Annotated in this window: 22 protein-coding genes, 7 tRNA genes and 1 pseudogene; 18 read left to right on the forward strand and 12 right to left on the reverse strand. The window is 68.6% G+C overall.

The window, feature by feature from the left end:
• Positions 1-380: 380 nt before the first annotated feature.
• The 3 genes from ACWDUA_RS03220 to ACWDUA_RS03230 form a co-directional block, all read right to left on the reverse strand.
• Complete coding sequence (locus ACWDUA_RS03220; protein WP_449749553.1) at positions 381-602, reverse strand: hypothetical protein; 222 nt, start codon at positions 600-602, stop codon at positions 381-383.
• A 213-nt stretch (positions 603-815) separates the two neighbouring features.
• The gene (locus tag ACWDUA_RS03225) at positions 816-2,081 is read right to left on the reverse strand and encodes an AAA family ATPase (protein WP_449749554.1); all 1,266 of its coding nucleotides are present in this window, start codon (positions 2,079-2,081) and stop codon (positions 816-818) included.
• 301 nt (positions 2,082-2,382) lie between these two features.
• Positions 2,383-2,574, reverse strand: coding sequence for a helix-turn-helix transcriptional regulator (locus ACWDUA_RS03230; protein WP_449749555.1), 192 nt, complete (start codon positions 2,572-2,574; stop codon positions 2,383-2,385).
• Positions 2,575-2,682: 108 nt separating this feature from the next.
• Here ACWDUA_RS03230 and ACWDUA_RS03235 point away from each other — a divergent pair, with 108 nt between their 5' ends.
• Positions 2,683-3,243, forward strand: coding sequence for a hypothetical protein (locus tag ACWDUA_RS03235; protein ID WP_449749556.1), 561 nt, complete (start codon positions 2,683-2,685; stop codon positions 3,241-3,243).
• A 379-nt stretch (positions 3,244-3,622) separates the two neighbouring features.
• Positions 3,623-4,072 (forward strand): annotated as a pseudogene (locus ACWDUA_RS03240) (tyrosine-type recombinase/integrase); the annotation flags it as partial.
• On the opposite strand, the gene ACWDUA_RS03245 reads toward ACWDUA_RS03240, so the two are convergent.
• Both ACWDUA_RS03245 and ACWDUA_RS03250 read right to left on the reverse strand, forming a co-directional pair.
• A complete protein-coding gene (locus tag ACWDUA_RS03245) occupies positions 4,067-4,303 on the reverse strand; it encodes a hypothetical protein (RefSeq protein WP_449749557.1) in 237 nt (78 codons plus the stop codon). The pseudogene ACWDUA_RS03240 and the gene ACWDUA_RS03245 sit on opposite strands and share 6 nt — an antisense overlap.
• Positions 4,304-4,462: 159 nt before the next feature.
• A tRNA-Val gene (locus ACWDUA_RS03250) sits at positions 4,463-4,534 on the reverse strand.
• 267 nt (positions 4,535-4,801) lie between these two features.
• Here ACWDUA_RS03250 and ACWDUA_RS03255 point away from each other — a divergent pair.
• The 8 genes from ACWDUA_RS03255 to ACWDUA_RS03290 all read left to right on the forward strand — a co-directional run bounded on the left by ACWDUA_RS03255 (position 4,802) and on the right by ACWDUA_RS03290 (position 7,069).
• Positions 4,802-4,874, forward strand: a tRNA-Gly gene (locus ACWDUA_RS03255).
• A 21-nt stretch (positions 4,875-4,895) separates the two neighbouring features.
• Positions 4,896-4,966: transfer RNA gene (locus ACWDUA_RS03260), tRNA-Cys, on the forward strand.
• Between the two features lie 21 nt (positions 4,967-4,987).
• Positions 4,988-5,059, forward strand: a tRNA-Val gene (locus tag ACWDUA_RS03265).
• A gap of 218 nt (positions 5,060-5,277) precedes the next feature.
• Positions 5,278-5,350, forward strand: a tRNA-Gly gene (locus ACWDUA_RS03270).
• A 33-nt stretch (positions 5,351-5,383) separates the two neighbouring features.
• A tRNA-Val gene (locus ACWDUA_RS03275) sits at positions 5,384-5,455 on the forward strand.
• 125 nt (positions 5,456-5,580) lie between these two features.
• Entirely contained in the window at positions 5,581-6,054 is a 474-nt protein-coding gene (locus tag ACWDUA_RS03280; protein WP_449749558.1) for a DUF1622 domain-containing protein, read from the forward strand.
• Positions 6,055-6,146: 92 nt separating this feature from the next.
• Positions 6,147-6,222, forward strand: a tRNA-Gly gene (locus tag ACWDUA_RS03285).
• 250 nt (positions 6,223-6,472) lie between these two features.
• Positions 6,473-7,069 carry a GNAT family N-acetyltransferase gene (locus tag ACWDUA_RS03290; protein ID WP_449749559.1) on the forward strand — a complete coding sequence of 199 codons (597 nt, stop codon included), beginning with the start codon at positions 6,473-6,475 and terminating at the stop codon, positions 7,067-7,069.
• A gap of 109 nt (positions 7,070-7,178) precedes the next feature.
• Here ACWDUA_RS03290 and zapE read toward each other — a convergent pair whose 3' ends face one another.
• A complete protein-coding gene (zapE, locus tag ACWDUA_RS03295) occupies positions 7,179-8,192 on the reverse strand; it encodes a cell division protein ZapE (protein ID WP_449749560.1) in 1,014 nt (337 codons plus the stop codon).
• 36 nt (positions 8,193-8,228) lie between these two features.
• Between zapE and ACWDUA_RS03300 the strand changes: the two genes are divergently transcribed.
• From ACWDUA_RS03300 to msrB, 4 genes are all read left to right on the forward strand, one after another.
• A complete protein-coding gene (locus ACWDUA_RS03300) occupies positions 8,229-8,981 on the forward strand; it encodes a pyrimidine reductase family protein (protein WP_449749561.1) in 753 nt (250 codons plus the stop codon).
• 44 nt (positions 8,982-9,025) lie between these two features.
• Positions 9,026-10,642 carry an alpha/beta hydrolase gene (locus ACWDUA_RS03305; RefSeq protein ID WP_449749562.1) on the forward strand — a complete coding sequence of 539 codons (1,617 nt, stop codon included), beginning with the start codon at positions 9,026-9,028 and terminating at the stop codon, positions 10,640-10,642.
• 47 nt (positions 10,643-10,689) lie between these two features.
• Entirely contained in the window at positions 10,690-11,976 is a 1,287-nt protein-coding gene (locus tag ACWDUA_RS03310; RefSeq protein WP_449749563.1) for a glycosyltransferase family 87 protein, read from the forward strand.
• 148 nt (positions 11,977-12,124) lie between these two features.
• The gene (msrB, locus tag ACWDUA_RS03315; RefSeq protein WP_449749564.1) at positions 12,125-12,568 is read left to right on the forward strand and encodes a peptide-methionine (R)-S-oxide reductase MsrB; all 444 of its coding nucleotides are present in this window, start codon (positions 12,125-12,127) and stop codon (positions 12,566-12,568) included.
• A 730-nt stretch (positions 12,569-13,298) separates the two neighbouring features.
• On the opposite strand, the gene hemQ is transcribed toward msrB, so the two are convergent.
• The 3 genes from hemQ to hemE are packed head-to-tail and all read right to left on the reverse strand — an operon-like array spanning position 13,299 to position 16,464.
• Entirely contained in the window at positions 13,299-13,994 is a 696-nt protein-coding gene (gene hemQ / locus ACWDUA_RS03320) for a hydrogen peroxide-dependent heme synthase (protein WP_449749565.1), read from the reverse strand.
• 20 nt (positions 13,995-14,014) lie between these two features.
• Positions 14,015-15,403: a protoporphyrinogen oxidase gene (hemG, locus tag ACWDUA_RS03325; RefSeq protein WP_449749566.1), complete on the reverse strand. Its 1,389-nt coding sequence runs from the start codon at positions 15,401-15,403 to the stop codon at positions 14,015-14,017.
• Complete coding sequence (gene hemE / locus ACWDUA_RS03330; RefSeq protein ID WP_449749567.1) at positions 15,403-16,464, reverse strand: uroporphyrinogen decarboxylase; 1,062 nt, start codon at positions 16,462-16,464, stop codon at positions 15,403-15,405. Before hemE ends, hemG begins: the two co-directional genes overlap by 1 nt.
• An 84-nt stretch (positions 16,465-16,548) precedes the next feature.
• Here hemE and ACWDUA_RS03335 point away from each other — a divergent pair, with 84 nt between their 5' ends.
• Both ACWDUA_RS03335 and ACWDUA_RS03340 read left to right on the forward strand, forming a co-directional pair.
• Complete coding sequence (locus tag ACWDUA_RS03335; RefSeq protein WP_449749568.1) at positions 16,549-17,160, forward strand: DUF3000 domain-containing protein; 612 nt, start codon at positions 16,549-16,551, stop codon at positions 17,158-17,160.
• Positions 17,157-18,398 carry an HRDC domain-containing protein gene (locus ACWDUA_RS03340; protein ID WP_449749569.1) on the forward strand — a complete coding sequence of 414 codons (1,242 nt, stop codon included), beginning with the start codon at positions 17,157-17,159 and terminating at the stop codon, positions 18,396-18,398. Before ACWDUA_RS03335 ends, ACWDUA_RS03340 begins: the two co-directional genes overlap by 4 nt.
• 92 nt (positions 18,399-18,490) lie before the next feature.
• On the opposite strand, the gene dxs is transcribed toward ACWDUA_RS03340, so the two are convergent.
• The 3 genes from dxs to ACWDUA_RS03355 form a co-directional block, all read right to left on the reverse strand.
• Positions 18,491-20,479, reverse strand: coding sequence for a 1-deoxy-D-xylulose-5-phosphate synthase (gene dxs / locus ACWDUA_RS03345; protein WP_449749710.1), 1,989 nt, complete (start codon positions 20,477-20,479; stop codon positions 18,491-18,493).
• Between the two features lie 77 nt (positions 20,480-20,556).
• Positions 20,557-21,915: a class I SAM-dependent RNA methyltransferase gene (locus tag ACWDUA_RS03350; RefSeq protein ID WP_449749570.1), complete on the reverse strand. Its 1,359-nt coding sequence runs from the start codon at positions 21,913-21,915 to the stop codon at positions 20,557-20,559.
• Positions 21,912-23,921 carry an APC family permease gene (locus ACWDUA_RS03355; RefSeq protein WP_449749571.1) on the reverse strand — a complete coding sequence of 670 codons (2,010 nt, stop codon included), beginning with the start codon at positions 23,919-23,921 and terminating at the stop codon, positions 21,912-21,914. Before ACWDUA_RS03355 ends, ACWDUA_RS03350 begins: the two co-directional genes overlap by 4 nt.
• A 238-nt stretch (positions 23,922-24,159) precedes the next feature.
• Between ACWDUA_RS03355 and ACWDUA_RS03360 the strand changes: the two genes are divergently transcribed.
• Complete coding sequence (locus tag ACWDUA_RS03360; RefSeq protein ID WP_449749572.1) at positions 24,160-24,822, forward strand: potassium channel family protein; 663 nt, start codon at positions 24,160-24,162, stop codon at positions 24,820-24,822.
• Between the two features lie 27 nt (positions 24,823-24,849).
• Positions 24,850-25,512: a potassium channel family protein gene (locus ACWDUA_RS03365; RefSeq protein ID WP_449749573.1), complete on the forward strand. Its 663-nt coding sequence runs from the start codon at positions 24,850-24,852 to the stop codon at positions 25,510-25,512.
• The last annotated feature ends 54 nt before the right edge of the window (positions 25,513-25,566 follow it).

The raw sequence follows: 25,566 nt of genomic DNA on the forward strand, positions 1-25,566 counted from the left end.
CGCGCCGCTGAGCTGGCCGAGGCGTGGCGATCTCGGTCTCGGTGTCCTCCTGGTCCTCGGTGGCTCGTAGAGCCGCAGCACGCCGAGGACCTCGCCAGCGCATGGCACCGGCGATCGAGGTACTCGCGGCCGTCGGTCCAGTGATCCGGTTCGGACTAACCGACGTCGCCCACTCCCAGCAGCGAGCGCGGACGGGACACGAGACGCAGGTGACCGTGATGGCTTGCTCTCGGTCGTCGTTCGTGCGGAATCCGGCCGCCTCGGCTGACAGATCGGGATCGAACCATCGCCCACGCCCCTTGCACGCGGCCCCTCGGAGATCGGGTGAGTCGCGGAGGACCGCCTCCAGGAGGCCGACCGCCCCGTCTCGGGTGTTGTAACTAGCCACGACCGCGCTCCTCCTGCTCGATCACCTCGGCCGCGAGACGTTTCCGACGCCCTCGATCTCGGCGGGCGATACCGAGATCGTCCGCGAGCGCACGGCGGGAGATCCCGAACTCGCCGCGTAGGCGTTGCTTGTCGGCCAACTCGGGAACCTGAGTGCGGTCCCGGGCGTAGCCGTTGCGGGTGACCGAGGCCCGGATGGCCTTGTGTTTGGTCATGGTCAGTTCTCCTGGTTTGAGGTGTTGTCATCCGCCGCCGCTGTTATCCACCACTCGGGGTCCTCTAGACCCCGCGCGGATAGCGCGGATACTTGCGCGGATAGAACGCGGATTAGCGCGGATACGCGGATAGGTCCGTTTACGCAGGTCAACCGGCATGGGCTATCCGCGCTGTATCCGCGTGCTATCCGCGCAAACTCCAGCGCGGATAGATCAGGCATTGGCCTCCTCCTGTCGCGTCTCGAACGGCAGAATCGCGGCGTCGGTGACGACGTGCAGCACGCGGGCTCGGCCCTTGCCTCGAACCTCCTCGACGCGTCCCTGGTGCTTGAGTCGAGCCAGCGCGTCGAGCGCGGTCTCCCGCCGTTTCGTCTCCTGGAAGTGGTCTCGGAACTCGCTCTTATTCGGGGCCATGTCGGCCGCCTGACGGCCCCGGATGAAGTCGAGGACCTCGGCGTCGAGAGCGGCCTCGGCGTTTCTCTTCTCCTCGCGTTCGCGTGCGGTGACGGTCAGCGGGTCGGCGTGAACGGGGACCATCGAGGTAGGCCAGATCCCATTCGCGGCCACCTCGACCTGAGCGATACGGAACGCCCACGAGCCCGTCTCGGGTCGGTGCTTCTGCTTGGTCGTGGTCATTTCGACCTGTCCGGGGACCGGCTCGTCCTTGGTGAGCACGAACACTGAGTCGGCCGCCCCTTCCCAGGCGCTCGCTCCTCGTCCGGTAGTGCCGCCCTTGGGTGGGTGGTGCAGCAGCATGACGGCCGCGCCGGTCTCCTCTCGGAGCCGGTCGGCCTTGGCCACCGCGTCCGAGGCGTCCGAGTTCGAGTTCTCCTCAAGACCGACTTGGTGACGTGCGAGCGTGTCTACGACGATCAGCGCAGGTCTGTAGTCCTTGGCGAACTCGATCAGCTCGTCCCACGCATCGGACATGAACGGAACCGACCCATCGACGCCCCGGAACCACTCGCGGATCTCATCGCGAGCGGCGTCCTGGTGAGTGAGCCATGCCTCCAGCCGGATACCGAACGCACGGCCCCCGCCCTCGCCCACGAGATACAGCACCCGGCCGCGCTCGGTCGCGTGACGTCCCCACGAGCGGCCGGTGGCAATGCACAACGCGATCGTCAGAGCCACGGCCGTCTTATAGCTACCGCGCTGCCCGATGAGCATGGAGGTACCGCCGCCGTCGAGGACGTCTTTCACGAGGGCGACCGGCGGCGTCGCGTCCATGAATCCATCGACGTCGAGGATCCGGTCGGTCAGACGGCCGTCGATGGAGGCGCGCTCGGCCCGCTCCTCTGAGTCGAGCTGACGCCGCGCCGCCCGTAGGTTCTTCTCCCGCTCGTAGGCGTCGAACTTCACCTTGTCGAGCCGGTACTGGAGCCGCTCGTTCTCCTTCTCCAGGCTCGCTACGAGCGACTGGTGGGTCTCGATCTCTTCGGCTATGTCGTCCTCTACTTCGACCTCGGTCTCGGTCACCCCGAGGGTGATTCTCTTAATCGCTCATCACCACCGTTGGCGGTATAGTTATCCCCATCGGTTGGGTTGCCGATCGTCGGATGGAGTGCCCCCTGATCTTCGGGTCGGGGGTTCTTCTGTTTGCTGTCACTGGTAGGTCTCCTGGACTGAATCACGTTGCGCCGCTCGGGCCTTAGCCCTATCTCGTGGGTTGGTGATGGCGGCGGCTACGCGCGACGGCGACCGGCATGGGAGCCGAGGAACGTTCCGGCTAACCACGCCAGAGCAGCGACGAGAACCAGCGCGAGAGCGAGCGCGGCGCTCATGCCGAGGCCCCTGGATTCACGGCGTGGGCCTCCAGCCATGCGTCCAAGTCGGACCGGCGGTAGACCACCCGACGGCCGATCTTGTAGTACTTCGGCCCCTTGTTCAGGTAGCGGTATGTGGCCAGCGTTCCCGGCGTGGTGTTCAGGACGCGCGCCGCCGCTGCCCCGTCTAGCGTTTCGTTGTCCATCGGACTCTCCTCATATCGGTTGTGGCGTGTTGATGAACCAAGGTCACCACACTTGTGGCATAGTTGTCCCTGCCAGTGACCAACCGATTTAGTGGCAGGGTTTAGACGATGTTGATTGAGGTACCGCTGAACTGGGGCGTCGCGGTCTACGACGACTCGACGGTCGAGACTGTCGGGGATCGGCTACTCCCGGCCGAGATCCTCGTGAGGTTCCCCGGCAAGAACCAGCCCTCGCTCACGATGAGAATCGTTGTGCGCCAAGGCGTGCCTGTCTGTACCGAGCTGAGCCTCAAGGCCGACGAGACGACCGAGGTTCGCGCCAAGGATCTGAGTCTGGTTCGGATAGACGACTGGATGGAGTACGTCACGGCCGCATGCTCGGAGTCGGCTGGTTCGTCGTTCGTCACCGTGCCCAGCGAGCCGGACGCGGACGCGCTCCAGAGTGTCCGCCAAGCCAAGAAGGCGGGCAGGACGGCCGCCCGTCGGAGCGTCACGCCGGAGATCCTGGAGAAAGTGGCAGCGATCTACCGCGAGCACATCGCGGACCGCCCGGTCCAGGCCGTCATGCGGGCGTTCGACACGTCCGAACGCACGGCCGCGCGATACGTGGAGCGGTGCCGCAAGGAGGGCCTACTTCCACCAACCGAGCCCGGACGAAAGAAGGCGTGACGTGGCGACCATCAGCAGCTACAGCACCAAGGCGGGGACGCGGTACGAGGTCCGCTACCGCCTCCCGAGCGGGCAGACGACCCGCAAGCGTGGGTTCCGCACCAAACGGGACGCGACGAGCTACATGCACTCCACCGAGGTCTCGAAGTCCACCGGCGGGTTCGTAGCAACCTCGGCGGGCCGGATCACCGTCGCCACACTGGCCGAGGCGTGGAAGAAGTCCCTCGACGCCAAGGCCGCCAAGACGCGCTGGAACCGTCTCAGCGTCTACTCGCACGACGTCGAGCCACGTTGGGGAACCACGCCGGTCGGAAAGATCAAGCGCAGCCATGTCGAGGCGTGGGTCTCGGAAATGCTCGGTGCTGGCACCAGCGCCGTGATGATCGAGGGCGCTCTCGGCGTCCTACGCCAGATCCTCGCGCTCGGCGTGGCCGACGGGAACCTCGCGGTCAACCCGGCCGCCGACGTGTCAGCGCCCAAGCGGCTCCACAAGGCGCGCGGCTATCTCACTCACGCCCAAGTAGCAGAACTCGCCATCGAGGCCGGACCGCGCGGCCACGACCTCATCCTGTTCTTGGCCTACACGGGTCTCCGGATCGGTGAGACGGCCGGACTCCGCACCCGGGACGTCGATCTCGGCCGCCGCCGGATCACCGTGGAGCGAGCCGTCACCGAGGCCGACGCCGCCAACCCGATCAAGGCCCCCAAGACACAGGCCCGCCGGACAGTTCCGTTCCCCGAGTTCTTGGACGAGATCCTCGCCGCGCGGGTCCGTGGAAAGGCGTTGGACTCGCCCGTCTTTCCCGCCGAGGAGGGCGGACTACTACGGGCGTCGAACTGGCGACACCGAACGCTCACCCCAGCCGTCGAGCGCGTCGTGGAGCGCACGGCCAAGGTCCGCGCCGAGGAGTCCGCCGAGTCCCCCGACGGTCACCCGAGCACGCCGGAGTTCCCGACCATCACCACACACGGCCGCCTCGCTGGCGATCTCGGCCGGGGCGAACGTGAAGGCCGTCCAGCGCATGCTCGGCCACGCCAAGGCCAGCATGACACTGGACACCTACGCCGATCTGTTCCCCGACGACCTGGAGCAGGTGGCCACGCGATTGAGCGAGCAACGGGCCTCGGCATTGAAGTGTGTCCAAAACGTGTCCACGGAAAGCGGAGAGGCCCCACCCGACTAACTCGGATAGGGCCTCTCACCTGGTGTTTCTTGTTGTGGTCCCGGCTGGGATCGAACCAGCGACCTTCCCGGTGTGAACGGGACGCTCTTCCACTGAGCCACGGGACCGTGTCGCAGGAGCACCTGGCTCCCTTGCACGAGCCAGAACATTACACACACTGACCGCCAGAACCAAAATCGCCGGCACATGCGGTGTTCATCATCCGCTCATGCATCACCAGCGAGCCTTCATCCTCCGCCAACCAGCCGGTCACCACCTGGCCATCAGTGTCCGGCAGGCCCGTGACCAGCCGATTTGGCATCCCACGACACAGTCACGTAATGTTCTGTCCCGCACCGCGAGCACAACGATCCACAAGATCGCTCGTGGAGCGTGCGGATGTAGCGCAGCTGGTAGCGCATCACCTTGCCAAGGTGAGGGTCGCGGGTTCGAATCCCGTCATCCGCTCGAGCGAGTGAACTCGCGTCGGGTGGTGTGGCCGAGTGGTGAGGCAACGGCCTGCAAAGCCGTGTACACGGGTTCGATTCCCGTCGCCACCTCTAGACAACTGAATAGAACATGCGCGATTAGCTCAGTGGGAGAGCGCTTCCCTGACACGGAAGAGGTCACAAGTTCAATCCTTGTATCGCGCACCCTGAAGCGGGGCCCGGCATTTCAGCCGGGCCCTGCTTTTTCATCTCCCCCAGCCCAGAAACGCCGCCGGCCATCTCACCGTGGCGATGTCACCCCCTTCCTCGGCTCTTGAAAACAGAGTCCGCGCAGGCGTTTTGGAAATTACACCGTTGTCACGTAATGTTCTGTCCCGCACCGCGGGCGACAACGATCCACAAGATCGGCCCGCCGGAGCGATGCGGATGTAGCGCAGCTGGTAGCGCATCACCTTGCCAAGGTGAGGGTCGCGGGTTCGAATCCCGTCATCCGCTCGGAGTCAGCATTCGACAATCGAAGATGACCACGCGCGATTAGCTCAGTGGGAGAGCGCTTCCCTGACACGGAAGAGGTCACAAGTTCAATCCTTGTATCGCGCACCCTGACGATGGGCCCGGCATTCTTGCCGGGCCCATCGTCTTGTGCGGATGTCATCGTCCGGAGTTTCCGTCAGATGGTGTCCGTCGGCGGGAATCCGGCGACGATGACCCGTAATCTTCTCGATATGGACATCGAGGAAGTGTTCTCCAACGTGGCGGTGGCCTTCGAGGCGATCGGCGCGTTCGCCATGGTGGTGGGCTTCGCGATCGCGGTGGTACTCAGTGCCCGCTCGCTGAACCGTAAAGAAGGTGGCGCCCAGGCCTTCTCGGTGTTGCGCTCCACCCTTGCCTCGGCCATCCTGCTGGGCCTGGAGATCCTCGTGGCAGCCGACCTGTTGCGGACCATCACCTCCAAGCCGTCGGTGGAGGACGCGCTGATCCTGGGCCTGATCGTGGTGATCCGGACGGTGCTGTCGATGTCCATCCAGATCGAACTCGAGGGAGTCCTGCCGTGGCGGCGGGCCATGCTGACCTCTGGTGGCCAGATGATCGCCGAGGCCATCTCCCGCGACGCCGCCGCATCCAAGAACACCGCATCCGGCACCATGGCGGTGTCCAAGAACGCAGCAACCGACAGCTCCGCGCCCACACAGCCCTGACCAGACGATTTGGCGAATCGACGGTCCACCGAATAGTGTTTCTCCTCGCGTCCCGAGCACAGACAAGGTCCACAAGACCGCCCGGGACCGATGCGGATGTAGCGCAGCTGGTAGCGCATCACCTTGCCAAGGTGAGGGTCGCGGGTTCGAATCCCGTCATCCGCTCCACCACTCCCCGGACGCCGGGCCGGCCGATCGCCCTCGCCGGTTCCCGAGACGCCCCCTCCCTTTCACCGAGGCATGCGGCAGGTCGGAAGTCCCGATCAGCCCCCAGGCTTGCGGGCCGGCGTCAGACGCACGACGAGTAGTATGAGCGCCTCCGGTTGTGACAATCCCGACTGCACCTGTGTTCCCCACTGCCAGTGCGGAGAGAATTGCACCTGCGGCAAGAAGTAGTCCACACGAGGAGTTGCGCACCATGACGACATCGGTCGACGAGTACTCCGCGCCGGGCTTCGCCATCGAGACCGCCACGGACCCAGCACTCGCGCCGGCCGTCGCCGAGGTCGCCGCCGCCACCTTTCCCCTTGCGTGCCCGCCAGATTCACGTCCCGACGACATCGCGGTATTCATCCGCGAGAACCTCGGGCCGGCGAACTTCGCCGCCTACATCGCGTCGCCGGAATCCGAGGTGCTCGTCGCCCGGGCCGCCGACGGCACCCTCGCCGGGTACGCCCTGGTCCATCACCGTGCACCCGCCGACGCGGACGTCGCCGCGGTGATCACCGAGCGTCCGACGTCGGAGATCTCCAAGATGTACGTCCTGCCCGACCACCACGCCCACATCCGGCCGTCCGAGACGCGTACAGCCCCGCCATCGCACCTGCTGATGCGGGCGGCAATCGACCGTGCGCGGCTACGGGGCAGCGCCGTGGTGTGGCTCGGGGTCAACCAGGAGAACGAACGCGCCCAGCGCTTCTACGCGAAGATGGGCTTCCACCGCGCAGGCGCCAAGACCTTCGACCTCAACGGCAACATCGAACACGACTACGTACTCAGCCAACCCCTGACCTGACCGCACCGGACAGCCACACCGTCGACGCACACACCGTCGACGCACAGACGACCGTGGGCGCCCCACCATCCGGCGGGGCGCCCACGGTCGTCCAGCGTCTGGGGTCGGCTCAGACGGCCGACTCGGCAAACCGCGACAGCGCCAGCAGACGCGAGGTGGCGCGCAGGTACTTCTTGCGGTAGCCGCCGTGCAGCATCTCGTCGGTGAAGACCTCGTCGAGTTTGCAGCCCGACACGGTGACCGGGATGTCGGCGTCGTAGAGACGGTCGGCGAGCACCACCAGGCGCAGCGCCACCGACTGGTCCTGCGCGGGGTGCACCCCCTTGATGCAGACCAGCGAGATGCCGTCGACGAGGTCCTTGTACTTGGACGGATGCAGCTTGGCCAGATGCGTGCACAGTTCGTCGAAGTCGTCGAGGGTGGCGCCGGGTGTCGCCTCGGCCAACTCGACGAGGTCGGCGTCCGAACGCGGATCCGGGGCCGGCGGGAGGTCGCGGTGCCGGTAGTCGGGACCGTCGACGCGGATGGTCTCGAACACCGCCGACAGCTTGCGGATCTCGCGCAGGAAGTCCTGGGCGGCGAAGCGTCCCTCACCGAGCTGTCCGGGCAGGGTGTTGGATGTGGCGACGATCGACACGCCCTTGGCGGTCAGCTCGGTCAGCAGCCGCGACACCAGCATGGTGTCGCCCGGGTCGTCGAGCTCGAACTCGTCGATGCACAGCACGGTGTGCTGCGACAGCCGCTCGACTGCGTTGACGAAGCCCAGCGCCCCCACCACGTGCGTGACCTCGACGAAGGTCGCGAAGGACTTGGGCTCGGGCATCGAGTGGTAGATCGAGGCGAGGAGGTGGGTCTTACCCACACCGAACCCGCCGTCGAGGTAGAGGCCGATCCCCTGCGTGGTCTGCTTGCGGGAGAACAACCCCTTCTTACCGCCGCGCGCCTTGCGGGCCCGGACGACGAAGTCGCGCGCCTTGGCGACGGCCTGTGCCTGGGACGGCTCGTTGGGGTCGGGAATGTAGCTGTCGAAGCTGACCTCATCGAAGGTGGACGGCGGAACCATCTCCTGGATGAGCTGTTCGGGAGAGACCACCGGGTTCCGGTCGGAAAGACGTGCCACCATGGTGGGCAGCGTAACCAGTGCCGACCCCGGGGAATGATGCTCTACCAGCATAAAGCGATCCACGTCACATCCGACGATGCCGACGACGACGATCGGTATCGCGTTCTGGCCGACCGATACCGCCACCCCGAGCGGTACGTCCGTGCCAACATGATCGCCACGATCGACGGGGCGATCTCGGTGTCGGGGCGTTCCGGTCAGCTCGGCGGACCCACCGATCGCGCCGTGTTCCGCACCCTGCGAGGGCTCGCCGACGTGGTGCTCGTGGGTGCGGCCACCGCGCTCGCCGAGACCTATCACCAGCCGCAACCGGACCCGGTGTTCAACGCCCATCGCGGTGCCGAGCAGCCTGACGCCCCGGTATTGGCGCTGGTCAGCCGCTCGTTGGCGATCGATCCGGCCTATCCTCCGCTCACCCACCCCGACACCGTGGTGCTGACCTGTGCGGCCGCCGACCCACAGCGACGCCACGTACTGACCGCGTCGGGCGCCACGCTCGTCGACTGTGGCGAGGGCACCGTCGACCTCGTGGTGGCCCTGCGTCATCTCGCCGACCGCGGTCTGACCCGCGTGCTGTGTGAGGGCGGTCCCCGTCTGCTCGGATCGATGATCGCCGCCGACCTCCTCGACGAACTGTGCATCAGCACCTCGCCGATGCTCGCCGCCGGCGACGCCCCACGCATCGCGCTCGGTCCCGACCTGCCGCGCCTGCCGCGGTTACGACCGTCGCAGATCCTGTCCGACGACGACGGCTACGTCTTCACCCGGTGGACACGGGTGCCGCGGTGACCGCACGACCGGCCCACCCCGAACCGTTGACTACCCTCGCCATCATGCGGTCGGCACGGAAACTCCTCCCCTCGCGCGTCATCCCCTCACGCGTCAAGGCACCCGCCCAGGCCGCGCCCGCCCGGATCATCGCCGCCGCGGGCCTCGTCGTGACCCTCGGTCTGGGCGGCTGTGCGATCGGACCCGACCCCGGCCCCGCCCTGGTGCCCGGCGGCGGAGCCGAAGGTAGCCCCGCCGCATCGAGCACCTCGAGCACGCCCGCCCAGGCGCCCGCACTGCAGAAGCCCGTCGCCGACCTCGCCTGGGGTGCCTGCACCGGGGCGCCCGACGCGCCGAACGGCGTCACCCTGCAGTGCGCCGAGCTCGACTCGCCGGTGAACCCCGACAACCCGCAGTCGACGCTGACGGTGCACCTCACCCGGGCCACCGTCGCCGACACCCCCGCCGACGCCGCGCCGCTGGTCCTCACCGCGGGCTCCGACATGCCGTCGTCGCGGGCGCTGCGCCTGCTCGCCGACGGCCCCGGCCGTAGCCTGCTGAGCAAGCACCCGATCGTCGGCGTCGACCGCCGCGGTATCCCCGACAGCACACCGCTCGACTGCCTGACGCGGTCCGAGCGCCTCACCATCGCCGACAACGGCCTCAGCTCGGGTGCCGACACCGCCAAACGGATCACCGACCTCGCCGACGCCGCGTCGTCGGCATCGGACGGCTGCACCGAGACCCTCACCCCGGACCAGCTGCAGTTCGGCATCACCGAGGCGGCCTCCGACATCGAGACCCTGCGCCGGCGCTGGAACGTCCCCACCCTCGGGGTGATCGGCCTCGGTGAGGGCTCCGACGTGGCGATCGCCTACACCGCGCTCTACGGGGGCCGGACGGGCCGGCTCATCCTGGACACGCCCACTCCGTTCGGGGCCAACGCCCGTGACGCGGGTGCCCTCCGCGCGTCGGGTGTCCAGGCGGCCCTGGTGACCTTCGCCCAGCGCTGCGGTGCCCTCGGCGCCGGCTGCCCGCTGGGCACGTCCGGTGTGGCCACCATGGGAGACGTCCTGACCAAGGGACGCACCGGTAACCTCGGCGGGCTGTCCGACACCCAGGCGCTCGCCGCGATCACCACCGGACTGGCCCTGGCACCCAACGACACCGCGGGCCTGACCTCGGTGGCCTCGGCGATCGCCGCCGCCGACAACGGCGACGTCAAGGCGCTCACCGACCTCGCGAACCAGGCCGACGAGCTGCGGCTGACCGACGGACAGGTGGTGTCGGTCTGCAACGACGTGACCGGTCCGGTCGGCCGGAACGAGGTCGCCGGCCTGGTGACATCGTGGACCAAGCAGAATCCGCTGACCGGCGCCGACACCGCGCTGTCGCTGGTCCGGTGCAACGGCTGGGCGTCGAGCGAGCCGGTGAACCCGCCGGACTCGTTCCCGGTGGCACCTCTGGTACTGCTCAACAGCGGTGACCCGATCAACGGCGGCGAGGGCGTCAAGGGTCTCTCCCCGCTGTTCGCGCGTGCCGGCACCACCCCGGTGACCGTCGACTGGAACGGTCTGGGCTACTCGGTGCTGGCCCGCAGCGCCTGCGCCGCCGACGTCGTCGCCCAGTACGTGGCGCACTCCCCGTTGGAAGGCCCCGCCGACCGCGGCTGCCCGGCGTGAACAGGGGTTTGTCGAACGCCGCGGGAGCGGCGTAGTACGGTGCGCGGGTGCCCCTTCTCGACAGGTACCTCTACCCGCAGATGAGCGTGCAGCGGATCGTCCCGCTGGTGCTCTGGCCGATCACCATCCTGATGATGTTCCACCGGTCGGTGATCCTCGGTGTCAACGGTGACCGCACGGACGATTTCCGCCCGGTGTACCAGGCCGCGCTCGCGTTCCTGAACCGGCAGCCGGTGTACAACGAGAACCTCAACACGGTCGACCCGCACTACCTGTACCCGCCGTCGGGCACCCTGCTGATGTCACCGTTGGCGGTGCTCGACCCGGAACGCTCCCGCTGGCTGTTCATCGCCGCGAGTGTCGTGGCCCTGGTCATCTGCGCGTACCTGCTCACCCGGCTGTTCGGTTTCGCCGCCAACACCTGGGTCCTGCCGACCGTGCTGTTCTTCTTCTTCAGCACCGAGACCGTCGCGCACACCCTGATCTTCACCAACTTCAACTCGTTCGTGCTGCTCGGCATGCTGGCGTTCATGATCCTGATGCGCGGCCGTCACGACTGGTGGGCGGGGATCGCGATCGGCCTGACGTTGTCGGTGAAGCCGGTGCTTGCGCCGCTGCTGCTGTTACCGCTGCTGACCCGTCAGTGGCGGATTCTCGTGGGAGCCATCGGCGTGCCGCTGCTGCTGAACATCATCGCCTGGCCGTTCTCCGACGACCCGAAGTCGTTCATCTCCAGCACGCTGCCGTATCTGATGGAGGCCCGCGACTACTACAACAGCTCGATCGTCGGCAACGGCATGTACTTCGGTGTCGCCGACTGGCTGATCGTGGCGCTGCGCATCGCGTTCACCCTGATGGCGGTGTTCTCGCTGTGGTTCCTGTACCGCTACTACCGGCACACCGACGAGCTGCTGTGGATGACCACCTCGTCGGGGGTGCTGCTGTGCACCATGTTCCTGGTGGGCTCGCTGGGCCAGGGCTACTACTCGATGCTGCTGTTCCCGCTCCTGATGACGGTGGTGCTGCCGGGGTCGACGATGCGCAACTGGCCGGCGTGGCTGGGCGTGTACGGCTGCTTCACCTTCGACGCGTTCTACTCCGACCGTTGGGAGCATTTCGGCCGCGCGCTCGAGTACAACAAGGTGACCTGGGGCTGGTCGCTGCTGATGATCGCGGTGTTCTGTTCGTTGCTGTTCCGCTACCTGGACCTGCGCAAGGCAGGGGTCGCCGGACGATGGAACGAGTGGTCGGCGCCGGCCACCGCACCTGTCCCGGCCGCAACGCCCGCCGCGGACGGTCCGGACGTCCGGAAGGCCGAGACCCCGGCCGTGTGAACCGGCCGTGTGAACCGGCCGGTCGACACCCGCATCTGACAGACAGGCACGGAATCCGACATCCGGGGAGTCGCGCACGTCACCGGACATCCGGCGTGCGGGCGACGCCCTGTGGCGTGCGCGGGTGGGGGATCGTACGGTGGGAACCATGACCGATTCCCCCGCCGAGACCCCTGCTGACACCCCGGCCGAGTTCGTCGATCTCACCGACGAACAGTGGCGCGAACGCCTGACCCCGGCCGAATACCGAGTTCTGCGGCAGGCCGGGACGGAGGCCCCGTTCACCGGTGAGTACACCGATTCCAAGACCGTCGGTATCTACCGCTGCCGGGCGTGCGGCTCCGAACTGTTCCGCAGCGAGCAGAAGTTCGACTCGCACTGCGGCTGGCCGTCGTTCTTCTCCCCGCTCGCCGGTGACGCGGTGATCGAACGCTCCGACACCTCACTCGGTATGCGGCGCACCGAGGTGCTGTGCGCCAACTGCGGCAGCCACCTCGGGCACGTCTTCGAGGGCGAGGGCTACGCCACCCCCACCGACCTGCGGTACTGCATCAACTCGATCAGCCTGACCCTCGAACCCACCGAGGACTGAACCGACGAAGCACTGTCCGATCTCCGATCCCGGACCGTTGCCCGGTGGTCAGCCGCCACCACTGTTCTGGTGACCGAGCCGCCACGACCGCTCCGATGACCGAGCCGCGACCACTGCTCCGATGATCGAGCCGCAACCACAGTCCCGGTGGTCGAGGCGCAACCACAGTCCCGGTGGTCGAGCCGCCACCATTCTCCGGTGGTCGAGCCGCAACCACTGCTCCGATGACCGAGCCGCCACCACTGCTCCGATGATCGAGCCGCAACCACTGCTCCGATGACCGAGCCGCGACCACAGTCCCGGTGGTCGAGCCGCCACCACTGTTCTGGTGGTCGAGCCGCCACGACCGCTCCGATGACCGAGCCGCAACCACTGCTCCGATGATCGAGCCGCAACCACAGTCCCGGTGGTCGAGGCGCAACCACAGTCCCGGTGGTCGAGCCGCCACGACCGCTCCGATGACCGAGCCGCAACCACTGCTCCGATGACCGAGCCGCAACCACTGTCCCGGTGGTCGAGGCGCAACCACAGTCCCGGTGGTCGAGGCGCAACCACAGTCCCGGTGGTCGAGCCGGGACCGAGCCCGAAGGGCGAGGACCCGTGTCGAGACCCGGTGACCCGACGACGTCGGTGACCACCTCGAACATGAAGAAAGGGCCGGTCCGGACATGGCGTCCGGACCGCCCCTTTCTCGTCGGTGTCTCGGTCGGTCAGGGCACGACTCGATCGGTCACGGCAGCGCGTCGACGAGGGCGTCCACCTCGACCCGTGGACCGGTGAAGAACGGTGTCTCCTCGCGGACGTGCATCCGGGCCTCGGTGGCGCGCAGGTCGCGCATCAGGTCGACGATGCGGTGCAATTCCGGTGCCTCGAAGGCCAGCAGCCACTCGTAGTCGCCGAGCGCGAACGAGGCGACGGTGTTGGCCCGGACGTCCTTGTATTCGCGGGCCTGCTTGCCGTGGTCGGCGAGCATCTTGCGACGCTCCTCGTCGGGCAGCAGGTACCACTCGTACGACCTCACGAACGGGTATACGCAGATGTAGTTGCCCGGCTCCTCACCGGCCAGGAAGGCCGGGATGTGGCTCTTGTTGAACTCCGCGGGACGGTGCAGGGCGACGTTGCTCCACACCGGCTCGCAGACGCGACCCAGCCGGGTCTCGCGGCGGAACCGGTTGTAGGCGGCCTGCAGGTCCTCGATCTTCTCGGCGTGCCACCAGATCATGAAGTCGGCGTCGGCGCGCAGACCGGAGACGTCGTAGACACCACGGACCACGACGTCGGTGTCGGCGAGAGACTTGAAGAAATCGGTGGCGTCGGATTTCACCGCGTCACGGTCGTCGCCGATCCCGTCGGGTTTGACGGCGAACACCGAGAACATCAGGTAGCGGATGGTCGAGTTCAGTTCGGCATAGTCCAAGCGGCTCATGACCTTATGGTGCCACCGTCTCAGCGCAGGTCGGCGAGCAGGTCCCGGGCCGCGCGACCGGCCTGTCCGATGCACGCCGGCACCCCGACACCGGTGTAGGACGACCCGGCCAGCGCCAGCCCTGTCGGCCGGTGGCCGAGCACCTCGGCCATCCGCGCGAGGTGCCCCGGTGCGTACCGCGGCAGTCCCCCGGTCCAGCGTTGCCGTCGGACGTCGATCAGGTGCCCGGATGCCGCCGGGACACCGGCGGCATCGCAGATGCGGTCGAGGTCGGCCAGCGCCCATCCCAGCAGGGAATCGAGGTCGGACTCGGCGACGGGCGCGCCGTATCGGCCGAACGACGCCCGCACCGATACCGGCGCGCCGGGTCCGCCCAGGTGGGCCCACTTCCGGGAGCTGAGGGTGAACGCCTTGGCGTGCAGGTCTTCTCCGGTCGCCACCAGCACCCCGGAATGATCGGGCAGGGCGGTGCCGGGGGCCAGCGCCAGGGACAGCACCACCGACGACGCCGGCTCCACCGCGCGCAGCGTCGGCGCCAGGTCGGGTGCCTGCGTGGCGAGCAGCTCGCCGGCGATCCAGGCGGGGACGGCGAGGATCACACCGTCGTATGTGCCGGCCATCGGCCCGTGCACCACCCAGCGGTCGCCGTCGCGGGACAGTCCGGTGACCCCGGCTCGCGGGTGCACGGTGGGTCGGGCGGCGTCGACGAGGGCGTCGAGCAGCACCCGGTATCCGCCGACCAGCGTGCCGAACACCGGTCCGGAACCGGAGGAATGCCCAAGGAGGTCGGTGACCGCCTCGGCGAGGCTCGTCGCCCCCTGGTCGAGACGCAGAGCCAGCGCCGGCAGCGCCTCGCGCAGCCCGATGTCACGGGCCAGGCTCGAATACACGCCGCCGAGCATCGGGTCGACGCAGCGGGCCACCACCGACGGGCCGAAACGATCGGCGACCAGCTGTCCGACACTCATGTCGGTACCCGGGCGCCACCGCAGGGGCCGGTCGGCCTCGCCACGGATGCGGTCCACATCCGCCGGGTCGGCGATCTCGGCGACGGTGTCGGCGGCTACGGGGATTCCCATGAGTGCCGGGGACGGCAGCGGATGCAGGCCGCCATTCGCCCAGATCGCCGGTCGTGCCCCCGTCGGCGCCACCACACGGTCGGTCAGGCCGAGCTCGGCGACCAGGTCCACCGCCTCGGGGCGGCGCACGATGAACGCCTCGGCGCCCACATCGACGAGCCGGCCGCCCACCTCGACGGTCTGCAGGATGCCTCCGGTCGAGCCCCCCGACTCGAGGACGTCGATCTCCGCATCGTCGCCGAGCGCCTGCCGCAGCCGGTACGCGGCGACGAGACCGGATACACCGGCACCGACGATCGCGATCCGGGCGGGGCCGGTCCGGGCGGTCATCAGAGTGTGTGGATCAGTTCGACGGCGCGGGTGAGCACGGTCGCGTCGGTGTCGGGGAGCACACCGTGCCCGAGGTTGACGATGTGGCCGATGGCCCCGGTGGCGATCGCGGTCTCGCCGTCGTCGAGGACGCGACGGATCTCCCGTTCGACCACCTGTGGACCGGCGAACAGCACGGTCGGGTCGAGGTTGCCCTGCACCGCCTTGCCCGGACCCACGCGGCGCACCGCCTCGGTCAGCGGGACACGCCAGTCGACGCCGATCACGTCGGCGGGCGCGGCCATCGCGGCGAGCAGCTCGCCGGTACCGACGCCGAAGTGGATGCGGGGCACGCCGTACCCGGCGATCTCGGCGAACACCCGGTCGGTGTGCGGGGCGACGTAGGCGCGGTAGTCGGACTCGGACAGGGCCCCGGCCCACGAGTCGAAGACCTGGATCGCATCCACACCCGCCTCGAGCTGGACCTGCAGGAAGGTGATGGTGATGTCGGCGAGCCGGCCCATCAGCGCATCCCACACCTCCGGCGCACCACGCATGAGGGCCTTGGTGTTGACGTAGTTGCGGCTCGGGCCACCCTCGATCAGATACGACGCGAGAGTAAACGGCGCCCCGGCGAAACCGATCAGCGCGGTCTGGTCCGGCAGCTCGGCCAGAATCCGCTCGACCGCATGGGCGACCGCCCCGACCTGTGCCGGATCGAGCCGGGGCAATGCCGCGACGTCGGCCTCGGTGCGCACGGGTGCGGCGATCACCGGGCCGGTCCCGGCCACGATGTCCAGGTCCACACCCGCGGCCTTGAGCGGCACGACGATGTCGGAGAACAGGATCGCGGCGTCGACGTCGTGTCGGCGGACCGGTTGCAACGTGATCTCCGTGACCAGCTCCGGGTCGAAGCACGACTCGAGCATGCCGTGGTCCGCCCGGATCGCCCGGTACTCCGGCAGCGATCGACCGGCCTGCCGCATGAACCACACGGGGCGCCGGGTGGGCGTGGTGCCCTGCGCCGCGGCCACCAGCGGCATGGTGGCGTGGCCTGAACGGGTACGTTGTGAAGGCGACATCACCGATCACTCTGCCATGTCGTACGAAGTGACCACCGGCGCGCCTCCGCCCTTCGGCGCAGTGCTGGTCTTACCGTCACAGTTGTGACCTCCTCCGGAGCTCCGACGGAGCCTGCTGACTTCCGCACCGCGGTCGAGTCGCTGCATTCCGCGCGTATCCGACGCGATATCGAGGTCGGGCCGATCCGCCCGCCACAGCGCCTGGCGCCCTACAGCTATGCGGTGGGCGCGGAGGTGCGTCGCGCCGACGACGATCCCGACGACGACCTGCAGGGCAGCGCCTTCGGGCGGCTGATCCTGCTGTACGACCCCGACGGCCAGGACGCCTGGAACGGGACCATGCGTCTGGTCGCCTACATCCAGGCGGAGGTGGAGGCCGCGCTCGCGGCCGATCCCCTGCTGCCCGAGGTGGCGTGGAGCTGGCTCTCCGATGCGCTCGGCGTCCCGATCGGCGAGACCGCCGGCGACGAGGGGCCGGTCCACGTGACCGCCCTCGGCGGCACCGTGACCTCCACGTCGTCGGTGCGATACGGCGACATCGCCGGTCCACCGCGGGCTCATCAGCTGGAACTGCGGGCGTCGTGGACGGCGACCACCGCCGAGGGCATGGGCGGGCATCTCGAGGCGTTCTGTGAAGTGTTGTCGGCGGCTGCGGGTCTGCCGCCGGTCGGGATCACCGAACTCGGGTCGGCGTGAGCGATCCAGCAGCGCCCGCCGAGGACGCCACCCCCACCACCCCGCTGCTCGAACCGCGCGAAGGGGTCCCACCGGTGCTGTCGTCGGCCGGGCAGTTCGCCGACGCCGCCGAGCGGCTCGCCGCCGGTACCGGGCCGATCGCCCTCGACACCGAGCGCGCGTCGGGCTACCGGTACTCCCAGCGTGCCTACCTGATCCAGATCCGACGCACCGGATCGGGCAGCTTCCTCATCGATCCGATCGAGGAACCCGACGCGCTCGACCCGCTGATCGAGGTGCTCGACGGCCCCGAGTGGGTGCTGCACGCCGCCGACCAGGACCTCCCGTGCCTGCGTGACCTGGGCTTCCGGGCGGCCGACCTCTTCGACACCGAACTCGCGGGACGGTTGCTCGGGCTGACCCGGGTCAACCTGGCCGCGATGGTCGCCGCGTTCCTCGGCCTCGGTCTACAGAAGGGACACGGTGCCGCCGACTGGTCGCGGCGTCCGCTGCCGCCGGAATGGCTGAACTACGCCGCCCTCGACGTCGAGGTACTCGTCGAACTGCGCGATGCGATGGATACGGCGCTCGGCGACGCCGAGAAGCAGCACTGGGCGGTCGAGGAGTTCCGCTACGTGCTGGATCGTCCGGTCTCACCGCCGAGGACCGACCGGTGGCGACGCACCGCCAACATCCACACCATCAAGACCACCCGTGGACTGGCCACGGTCCGTGAGTTGTGGGCCGCGAGGGAAGAGATCGCGCAGCGTCGGGATGTGGCACCGGGGCGGGTGTTGCCCGACTCGGCGATCATCACCGCCGCTGCGGCCGCCCCGCAATCGGCCGGCGACCTGACCAAGCTGCCGGTGTTCGGTGGTCCCCGCCAACGCAAGCAGGCCGGGGTGTGGATGTCGGCGATCCTGCGGGCCCGGGAACTCACGGACAAGGAACTGCCCGCACGCAAGGCGCCGACCACGGGACTGCCGCCGATCAGCCGGTGGGAACCACGCAATCCGGCGGCCGCGGCCCGCGCTGCGACGGTGCGACCGTTGGTCAAGGAGATCGCCGAGGCCAACGACGTGCCGGCGGAGAACCTGCTCTCCCCCGATCTGGTCCGGCAGCTGTGCTGGGACGGGGTTCCTGCCCCGATCACGCCGGACGCGGTGGATGCGGCCTTGGCCGCCGGTGGTGCCCGCACCTGGCAGCGTCGGCTGACCGCCGCCCCGATCGCGGCCGCACTCACCGGACTGTCCGGCTAGGGCGGGCACCCGGACACCCACAGGCACCCGCCGACCACATCGGGGCGGCACCCGACGGATATGTCCGTCCGGTGCCGCCCCGATGTCGTCGGTCAGTCCTGTGTGCGCGCCTGTTCTGGGGTGCGGGTCTCCTCGTGAACCCGTGCTGCTTCCGGTTCGGCAGCGGTGTCGGCACGGTCCATCCCCGGCAGGGTCTGCATCTCCGAGACCGTCGCGGTGATCGACCGCGCGAGATCCTGGGCGGTCAGGCCGAGGTCGGCGAGGATCTGTCCGCGCGTGGCGTGGGCGATGAACTCCTGCGGGATGCCCCGGTTCTGGACCGGGACCACCACGTCGGCCGCCGAGAGCGCGCCCGCGACCGCCGACCCGACGCCGCCCTGCACACCGCTGTCCTCGAGGGTCACCACGAGCCGGTGACGGGCCGAGAGATCGGTGATCGACGCCGGCACCGGCAGCACCCAGCGGGGATCGACGACGGTGGCCTCGATGCCCTGACTGCGCAGGCGGTCGGCGGTGTCGAGCGCGAGGGAGCAGAACGCACCGACCGCGACGATCAGCACGTCACCGTCGATCTCGCCGACACCCGGGCCGCGACGCAGCACGTCGACCCCGTCGTCGAGGCGGGTGACAGCTCGGATGTCCTCGGGCACCGCGCCCTTGGAGAAGCGCAGCACGGTGGGGCCGTCGTCGACGGCGAGCGCCTCGTCGAGTTCCTCACGCAGCCGGACCGCGTCGCGCGGTGCGGCCACCCGCAGGCCGGGCACCATCGCCAGCAGCGACAGATCCCACATGCCGTGGTGGCTCGGGCCGTCCGGTCCGGTGATGCCCGAGCGGTCGAGGACCACGGTGACCGGCTGCCGCAGGAGCGCGACGTCCATCAGCAGTTGATCGAAGGCGCGGTTGAGGAAGGTCGAGTAGATCGCGACCACCGGATGCAGACCGCCGAGCGCCAGACCCGCGGCCGAGGTCATCGCGTGCTGTTCGGCGATGCCGACGTCGAACATGCGGTCCGGGAAGGCATCCCCGAACGCCGAGAGTCCGGTCGGCCCGGGCATCGCCGCGGTGATCGCCACGATGTCGTCGCGAGAATGCCCGGCCTCCACCAGCGCGGTGGAGAACACCGTCGTCCAGTCCAGGGGTGAGACCGACTTGGCGCGACCGGTCTTCGGGTCGATCACGCCGGTCGCGTGCATCTGGTCGGCCTCGTTGTTCTCCGCGTGCGCATAGCCCATCCCCTTGCGGGTGACGGTGTGCACGATCACCGGGCCGCCGTAGGCGCGGGCGCGGCGGAACGCCGATTCGAGTGCCTCCACGTCGTGCCCGTCGACCGGCCCGACGTACTTGAGGCCGAGGTCGGTGAACATCGCCTGCGGGGCGAGCAGATCCTTGAGTCCACTCTTCATCCCGTGGAGCACCGCGTAGGCCGGGTCGCCGACGACGGGCAGCTTGCGAACCGCACGCCGTCCCTCGTCGAGGACGCGTTCATACGTCGGTTGCAGCCGCAACCCCGACAGGTGACGGGCGAAGCCGCCGATCGTCGGGGCGTAGGAGCGACCGTTGTCGTTGACCACGATCACCAGGGGCCGGTCGCCGGCGGCGATGTTGTTCATCGCCTCCCAGCACATGCCACCGGTCAGGGCGCCGTCGCCGACGACGGCCACCACGGTGCGTTCGGGCCGGCCGGTCAGGGCGAACGACTTGGTCAGGCCGTCGGCGTACGAGAGTGCGGCCGAGGCGTGTGAGGATTCGACCCAATCGTGTTCGCTCTCGGCGCGGTCCTGGTAGCCGGTGAGCCCGCCCTGCTGCCGGAGTGTGTCGAACCGGTCGCGACGCCCGGTGACGATCTTGTGCACGTAGCACTGATGTCCGGTGTCGAAGATGATCGGATCGTGCGGTGAGTCGAACACCCGGTGGATCGCCAGGGTGAGTTCGACGACGCCGAGGTTCGGGCCGAGATGCCCGCCGACCGCGGAGACCTTCTCGATCAGGAATCGTCGGATCTCCGCCGCCAGCGTCACGACCTGCTCGGACGTCAGCTCACGGAGGTCGGCCGGGGATTCGATCTGCTCCAGCAGCCCCATCCGGTGTCCTTCCTCATCAATAGCCATCCGTCCCAGTCTACGGTCGTCGCCGCGCAGGTCTCGCAACGGTGACGTGGTCAGGGCCGTGACGTCGGCCGCACCAGTACCGCGATCGCCTCCAGATGATGGGTCAGCGGGAACGCGTCGAACCCGGTGATCTGCTGCGGGGTATAGCCGTGGCGGCCGTACAGTCCCAGGTCCCGGGCGAAACGGGCGACGTCGCAACCCACGTGCACGATCACCTCGGGTGTGGCGTCGGTGACCTGCTCGATCACCGCGGGTCCGGCACCGGTCCGGGGCGGGTCGAGGACGACGACCTGTGGGGCGGGTAGGTCGGCCATCAGACGTGCCACCTCGCCCCGATGGAGGTGGATGCCGGCGTCGGTGCCGAAGGTGCGTTCGGCGGCTTCGAGGGGGCCGGGGTCGGATTCGACGACGTGCACCGTGGACGCGCCGAGAGTGTCGGTGAGGGCGGCAGCGAACACCCCGGCCCCGCCGTAGAGGTCCCAGCAGGCGCCGGGCGCGGTGTCGCCCAGGACGGCGCGCACCATGTCGGTGACGGTCTGCGCGTAGGTGTCGGGGGCGGCGCGGTGCCCTTGCCAGAACCCGGCGACCGGGATCTCCCAATGCCGCGCGCCGACGCGGTGACCGGCGGTCGGTGCACCCGCGACCACCCGCTGCGGGCGCGGGGCTTCGCGGTGTCGGCGGCGGCGCTGTGCGGCCCGGCGGTCTCCGGACCGCCCGCGCCCGGACCCGTCCCCCGCGGACCCGCCCCGCGCGGCCCCGGCGCGTGACGATCGGCCGCCGGACGGCGGCGTGGTCGGGACCGGCCCGATCTCGACGATGTGCCGGGCACCTGCGTCGTCGAGGGTGATCGCCAGGTCTCCGCCGGGGGTGTATCCGTCGCCGAGGTCGGCGACCATCACCGGATCGTTCTGGGCGCACGGGTGACCGGTGACGATCCCGGCACCGCCCCGTTCGTGCAGGCCCGGCCGGCCGTCGATGTCGACGGCGAGTCGGGTACGGATCCGCCAGCCGGTCGCACCGCCGTCGAGGGCCCGCACCGGGTCACCGGGCAGCAGGCGGTCGAGGTGCGCGGCGTCGAACCCACCGATCCGGCCGAGCACGTCGCGCAGGACCTCCGCCTTGAGCACCCGCAGGTGGTCGGGGGCGATGAAGGACTGGTCGCAGCACCCGGCGCCGTGGGTGGCCGCCGAACACAGTTCGTCGATGCGCTGGGGGGCGGCGTCGAGCACCTCGACGGTCTCGGCGGTGAGGAACTTCGGCTTCTCCTCGACGACGCGGGCGGTGACCTGCTCGCCGGGGATCGCGCCGCGGACGAAGACCGCGCGGCCGTCATCGGCGCGGGCGACCGCGGTACCACCGTTGGCCGGCCGGTCGACGCGCAGGGTCAGCAGGGTGTGGATGAGGCTCACCGGTCTCCACCGCCGAGCGCGCGGCGGGTGTCGCCGGGAGCGTCATAGGCGAGGTCGGCCTTGCGGTGTTCGGACGACGAGAGCTGCCACGGCACCGAGGTGACCATCACGCCGGGCTCGAACAGCAGTCGCGTCTTCAGACGTAGCGCGGACTGGTTGTGCAGGATGGTCTCCCACCAGTGGCCCACCACATACTCGGGGATGAACACGGTGATCACGTCGCGCGGTGACTCGCGACGCACCCGTCGGACGTACTCGATCACCGGTCGGGTGATCTCCCGGTAGGGCGAGGCGATCACCTTCAGCGGGATCGAGATGTCACTCTTCTCCCACTCCGACACCAGCTTCCGGGTGTCACGGTCGTCGACGTTGACGGTGATCGCCTCCAGGGTGTCCGGTCGGGTGGCACGCGCGTACAGGACCGCCCGTTTGGTGGCCAGATGCAGCCCCGACACCAACACCACCGAATGCGTGCGACTGGGCAATACCCCACCCTCGTCGGTGTCGGCCCGCTCCAGTTCGTGCTGCACCGTCGAATAATGGTGGTGGATCGCCTTCATCAGCACGAACAGCGCCACCATCGCGAGGATCGCGATCCATGCGCCCGCGGTGAACTTGGTGATCAGCACCACCACCAGCACGGTGGCGGTCATGATCAGGCCGACGGTGTTGATCACCCGCGACTGCATCATCCGCCGCCGTGCACTCGGGTCGGTCTCGGTGCGCAGCAACCGTGTCCAGTGCCGGACCATGCCGGTCTGGCTGAGGGTGAACGACACGAACACCCCGACGATGTACAGCTGGATCAGGGCGGTGACCTGGGCACCGAACGCGACGACGAAGGCAGTGGCGGCCACGGCGAGGAAGATGATGCCGTTGCTGAACGCCAGCCGGTCGCCACGGGTGTGCAGCTGACGCGGCAGGTAGCGATCCTGGGCGAGCACCGACCCGAGTACCGGGAAACCGTTGAAGGCGGTGTTGGCCGCCAGCACCAGGATCAGGGCGGTGACCGTCGCGACGAAGTAGAAACCGGCCGGGAAGCTCGCGAACACCGCATGCGCGAGTTGAGCGATCATCGCCTTCTGCTGATAGCCCTCGGGCGCACCGATCAGGTCGGTCGCCGGATTCATCACATATTTGGCGCCGATCCGTTCGGCCAGGAACACGATGCCCAGCAGCAGCGTGACGGCGATCGCACCGAGAAGGAACAGCGTGGTGGCGGCGTTGCGCGACTTGGGTTTCTGGAAGGCGGGCACCCCGTTGCTGATCGCCTCCACACCGGTCAGCGCGGCACATCCCGACGAGAACGCCCGCGCGATCAGGAACACGAACGCCAGACCCATCAGGTTGGGATGCTCGGCCCTGATCTCGAATCCGGCGGCCTCCGATCGCACCTCGTCGCCGAACGCGTAGATCTCGAGGAAACCCCAGATCAGCATTCCGAGCACACCGACGATGAAGGCATACGTCGGGATCGCGAGCACCGAGCCGGACTCCTTGAGCCCACGGAGGTTCACCGCCGCGAGCAGCACGATGGCCGCGACGCAGAACCACACCCGGTGCTGTGAGACGAACGGGATCGCCGAGCCGATGTTCTCGGCCGCCGACGAGATCGACACCGCCACGGTCAGCACGTAGTCGACGAGCAGCGCACTGCCGACGGTCAGACCGGCCGTCGGCCCCAGGTTGACCGTGGCGACCTCGTAGTCGCCGCCGCCGGACGGGTAGGCGTGCACGTTCTGCCGGTAACTCGCGACCACCACCGCCATGACCACCGCGACCGCGATCGCCACCCACGGGGTGTACGCCAGCGCCGAGAGCCCGGCAACCGAGAGGACGAGGAAGATCTCCTGCGGTGCGTAGGCCACCGACGACATGGCGTCGGAGGCGAACACGGGCAAGGCGATCCGTTTGGGAAGGAGGGTGTGACCGAGTCGATCACTACGGAACGGCCGTCCCAACAGCAACCGCTTGGTTGCGACGGACACCTTAGACACGGTGGACACCACGCCACACTAAGACCTGCGCCTGCCGATCACCACAGTGACACGTCGACCCGCGCGGCCGCGCCGATCCGGAGGCATCTCGGACAGGGGCGAAACCGTGCCCCGAAGGGTCGTCGAACACGGGCGAACGACACCGCGCGCCGGGACGCCCTATGCGGGGGTAGGTTCTTCACAGCGGCGGTCACCGGACGCCGAGACGACCAGCGGCACGCGCGGTGCCGAGCGGGAGGATGCGACGTTGCGGGTAGTCATCATGGGCTGCGGGCGAGTGGGATCGTCCCTGGCCGCAGCGATGGAACGCCGTGGACACGAGGTGTCGATCATCGACCGCGACCCGTCATCCTTCGCCCGGCTCGGTGACGGGTTCCGCGGCCAGACGATCGTCGGTGTCGGATTCGACCGGGATGTCCTGACCCGCGCCGGGATCGAGCGCGCCGACGCGTTCGCCGCGGTGTCCTCGGGCGACAACTCCAACATCATCGCCGCGCGCGTGGCGCGCGAGACGTTCGACGTGGAACGTGTGGTGGCCCGGATCTACGACGCCAAACGCGCCGAAGTGTATGAGCGACTGGGTATCCCGACCGTCGCGACGGTCCCGTGGACCACCGAGCGGTTCGTGTCCGCGCTCGGTGAGGCATCCACCACCACCGAGTGGCGCGATCCGTCGGGCACACTCGCCATCGCCCAGCTCGAGATCCACGAGTCGTGGATCGGGACCAATGTGGTCAAGTTCCAGGAACTCACCGGTGCACGCATCGCGTTCATCAACCGCGTGGGCCACCCGGTGTTACCGGAGGCGCGGACCGTGCTGCAGCAGGACGACGTGGTGTTCGGGGCCGTGGTCCTCGACAACCTCGCCGAGACCCGCGCACTGGTCTCCGCGCCCCTGAGCAGCGAATAGCGGCCGGACGAGAACGAGGAGAGACAGATGAAGGTCGCCATTGCCGGAGCCGGTGCCGTCGGACGTTCGATCGCCCGAGAGCTCCTGGTCAACAAGCACGAGGTGACACTGTTCGAGCGCAATGCCGGCCACATCGATCCCGACTCGGTACCCGAGGCGCGGTGGATGCTCGCCGACGCGTGTGAACTGTCGAATCTGGAGTCCGCCGGGCTGCAATCGTTCGACGTGATGATCGCCGCCACCGGCGACGACAAGGCCAACCTGGTCGTGAGCCTGCTCGCCAAGACCGAGTTCGCGGTCAACCGGGTGGTGGCCCGGGTCAACGATCCGCGCAACGAGTGGCTGTTCGGTGAGGACTGGGGTGTCGACGTCGCGGTGTCCACACCGCGGCTGCTCGCCTCGCTCGTCGAGGAGGCGGTCTCCGTGGGAGATCTGGTGCGGCTGATGACCTTTCGCCAGGGTCAGGCCAACCTCGTGGAGCTCACCCTGCCACCGAACACACCACTGGCCGGCCGCCCGGTACGCAAACTGGCTCTCCCCCGCGACGTCGCCCTGGTGGCGATCCTGCGCGGTGGCCGGGTGATCGTCCCCGAACGCGACGATCCGATCGAAGGCGGCGACGAACTGGTCTTCATCGCCCCGACGGAGGCCGAGGCCGCGCTGCACGAGTCGATGCAGATCGCGCCTTAGGCGTCACGCCTCAGCGCCGAATCCGATCCGGCACCCCACGACAAACGATGGTTG

The organism is Gordonia sp. NPDC003376, from assembly GCF_053589235.1.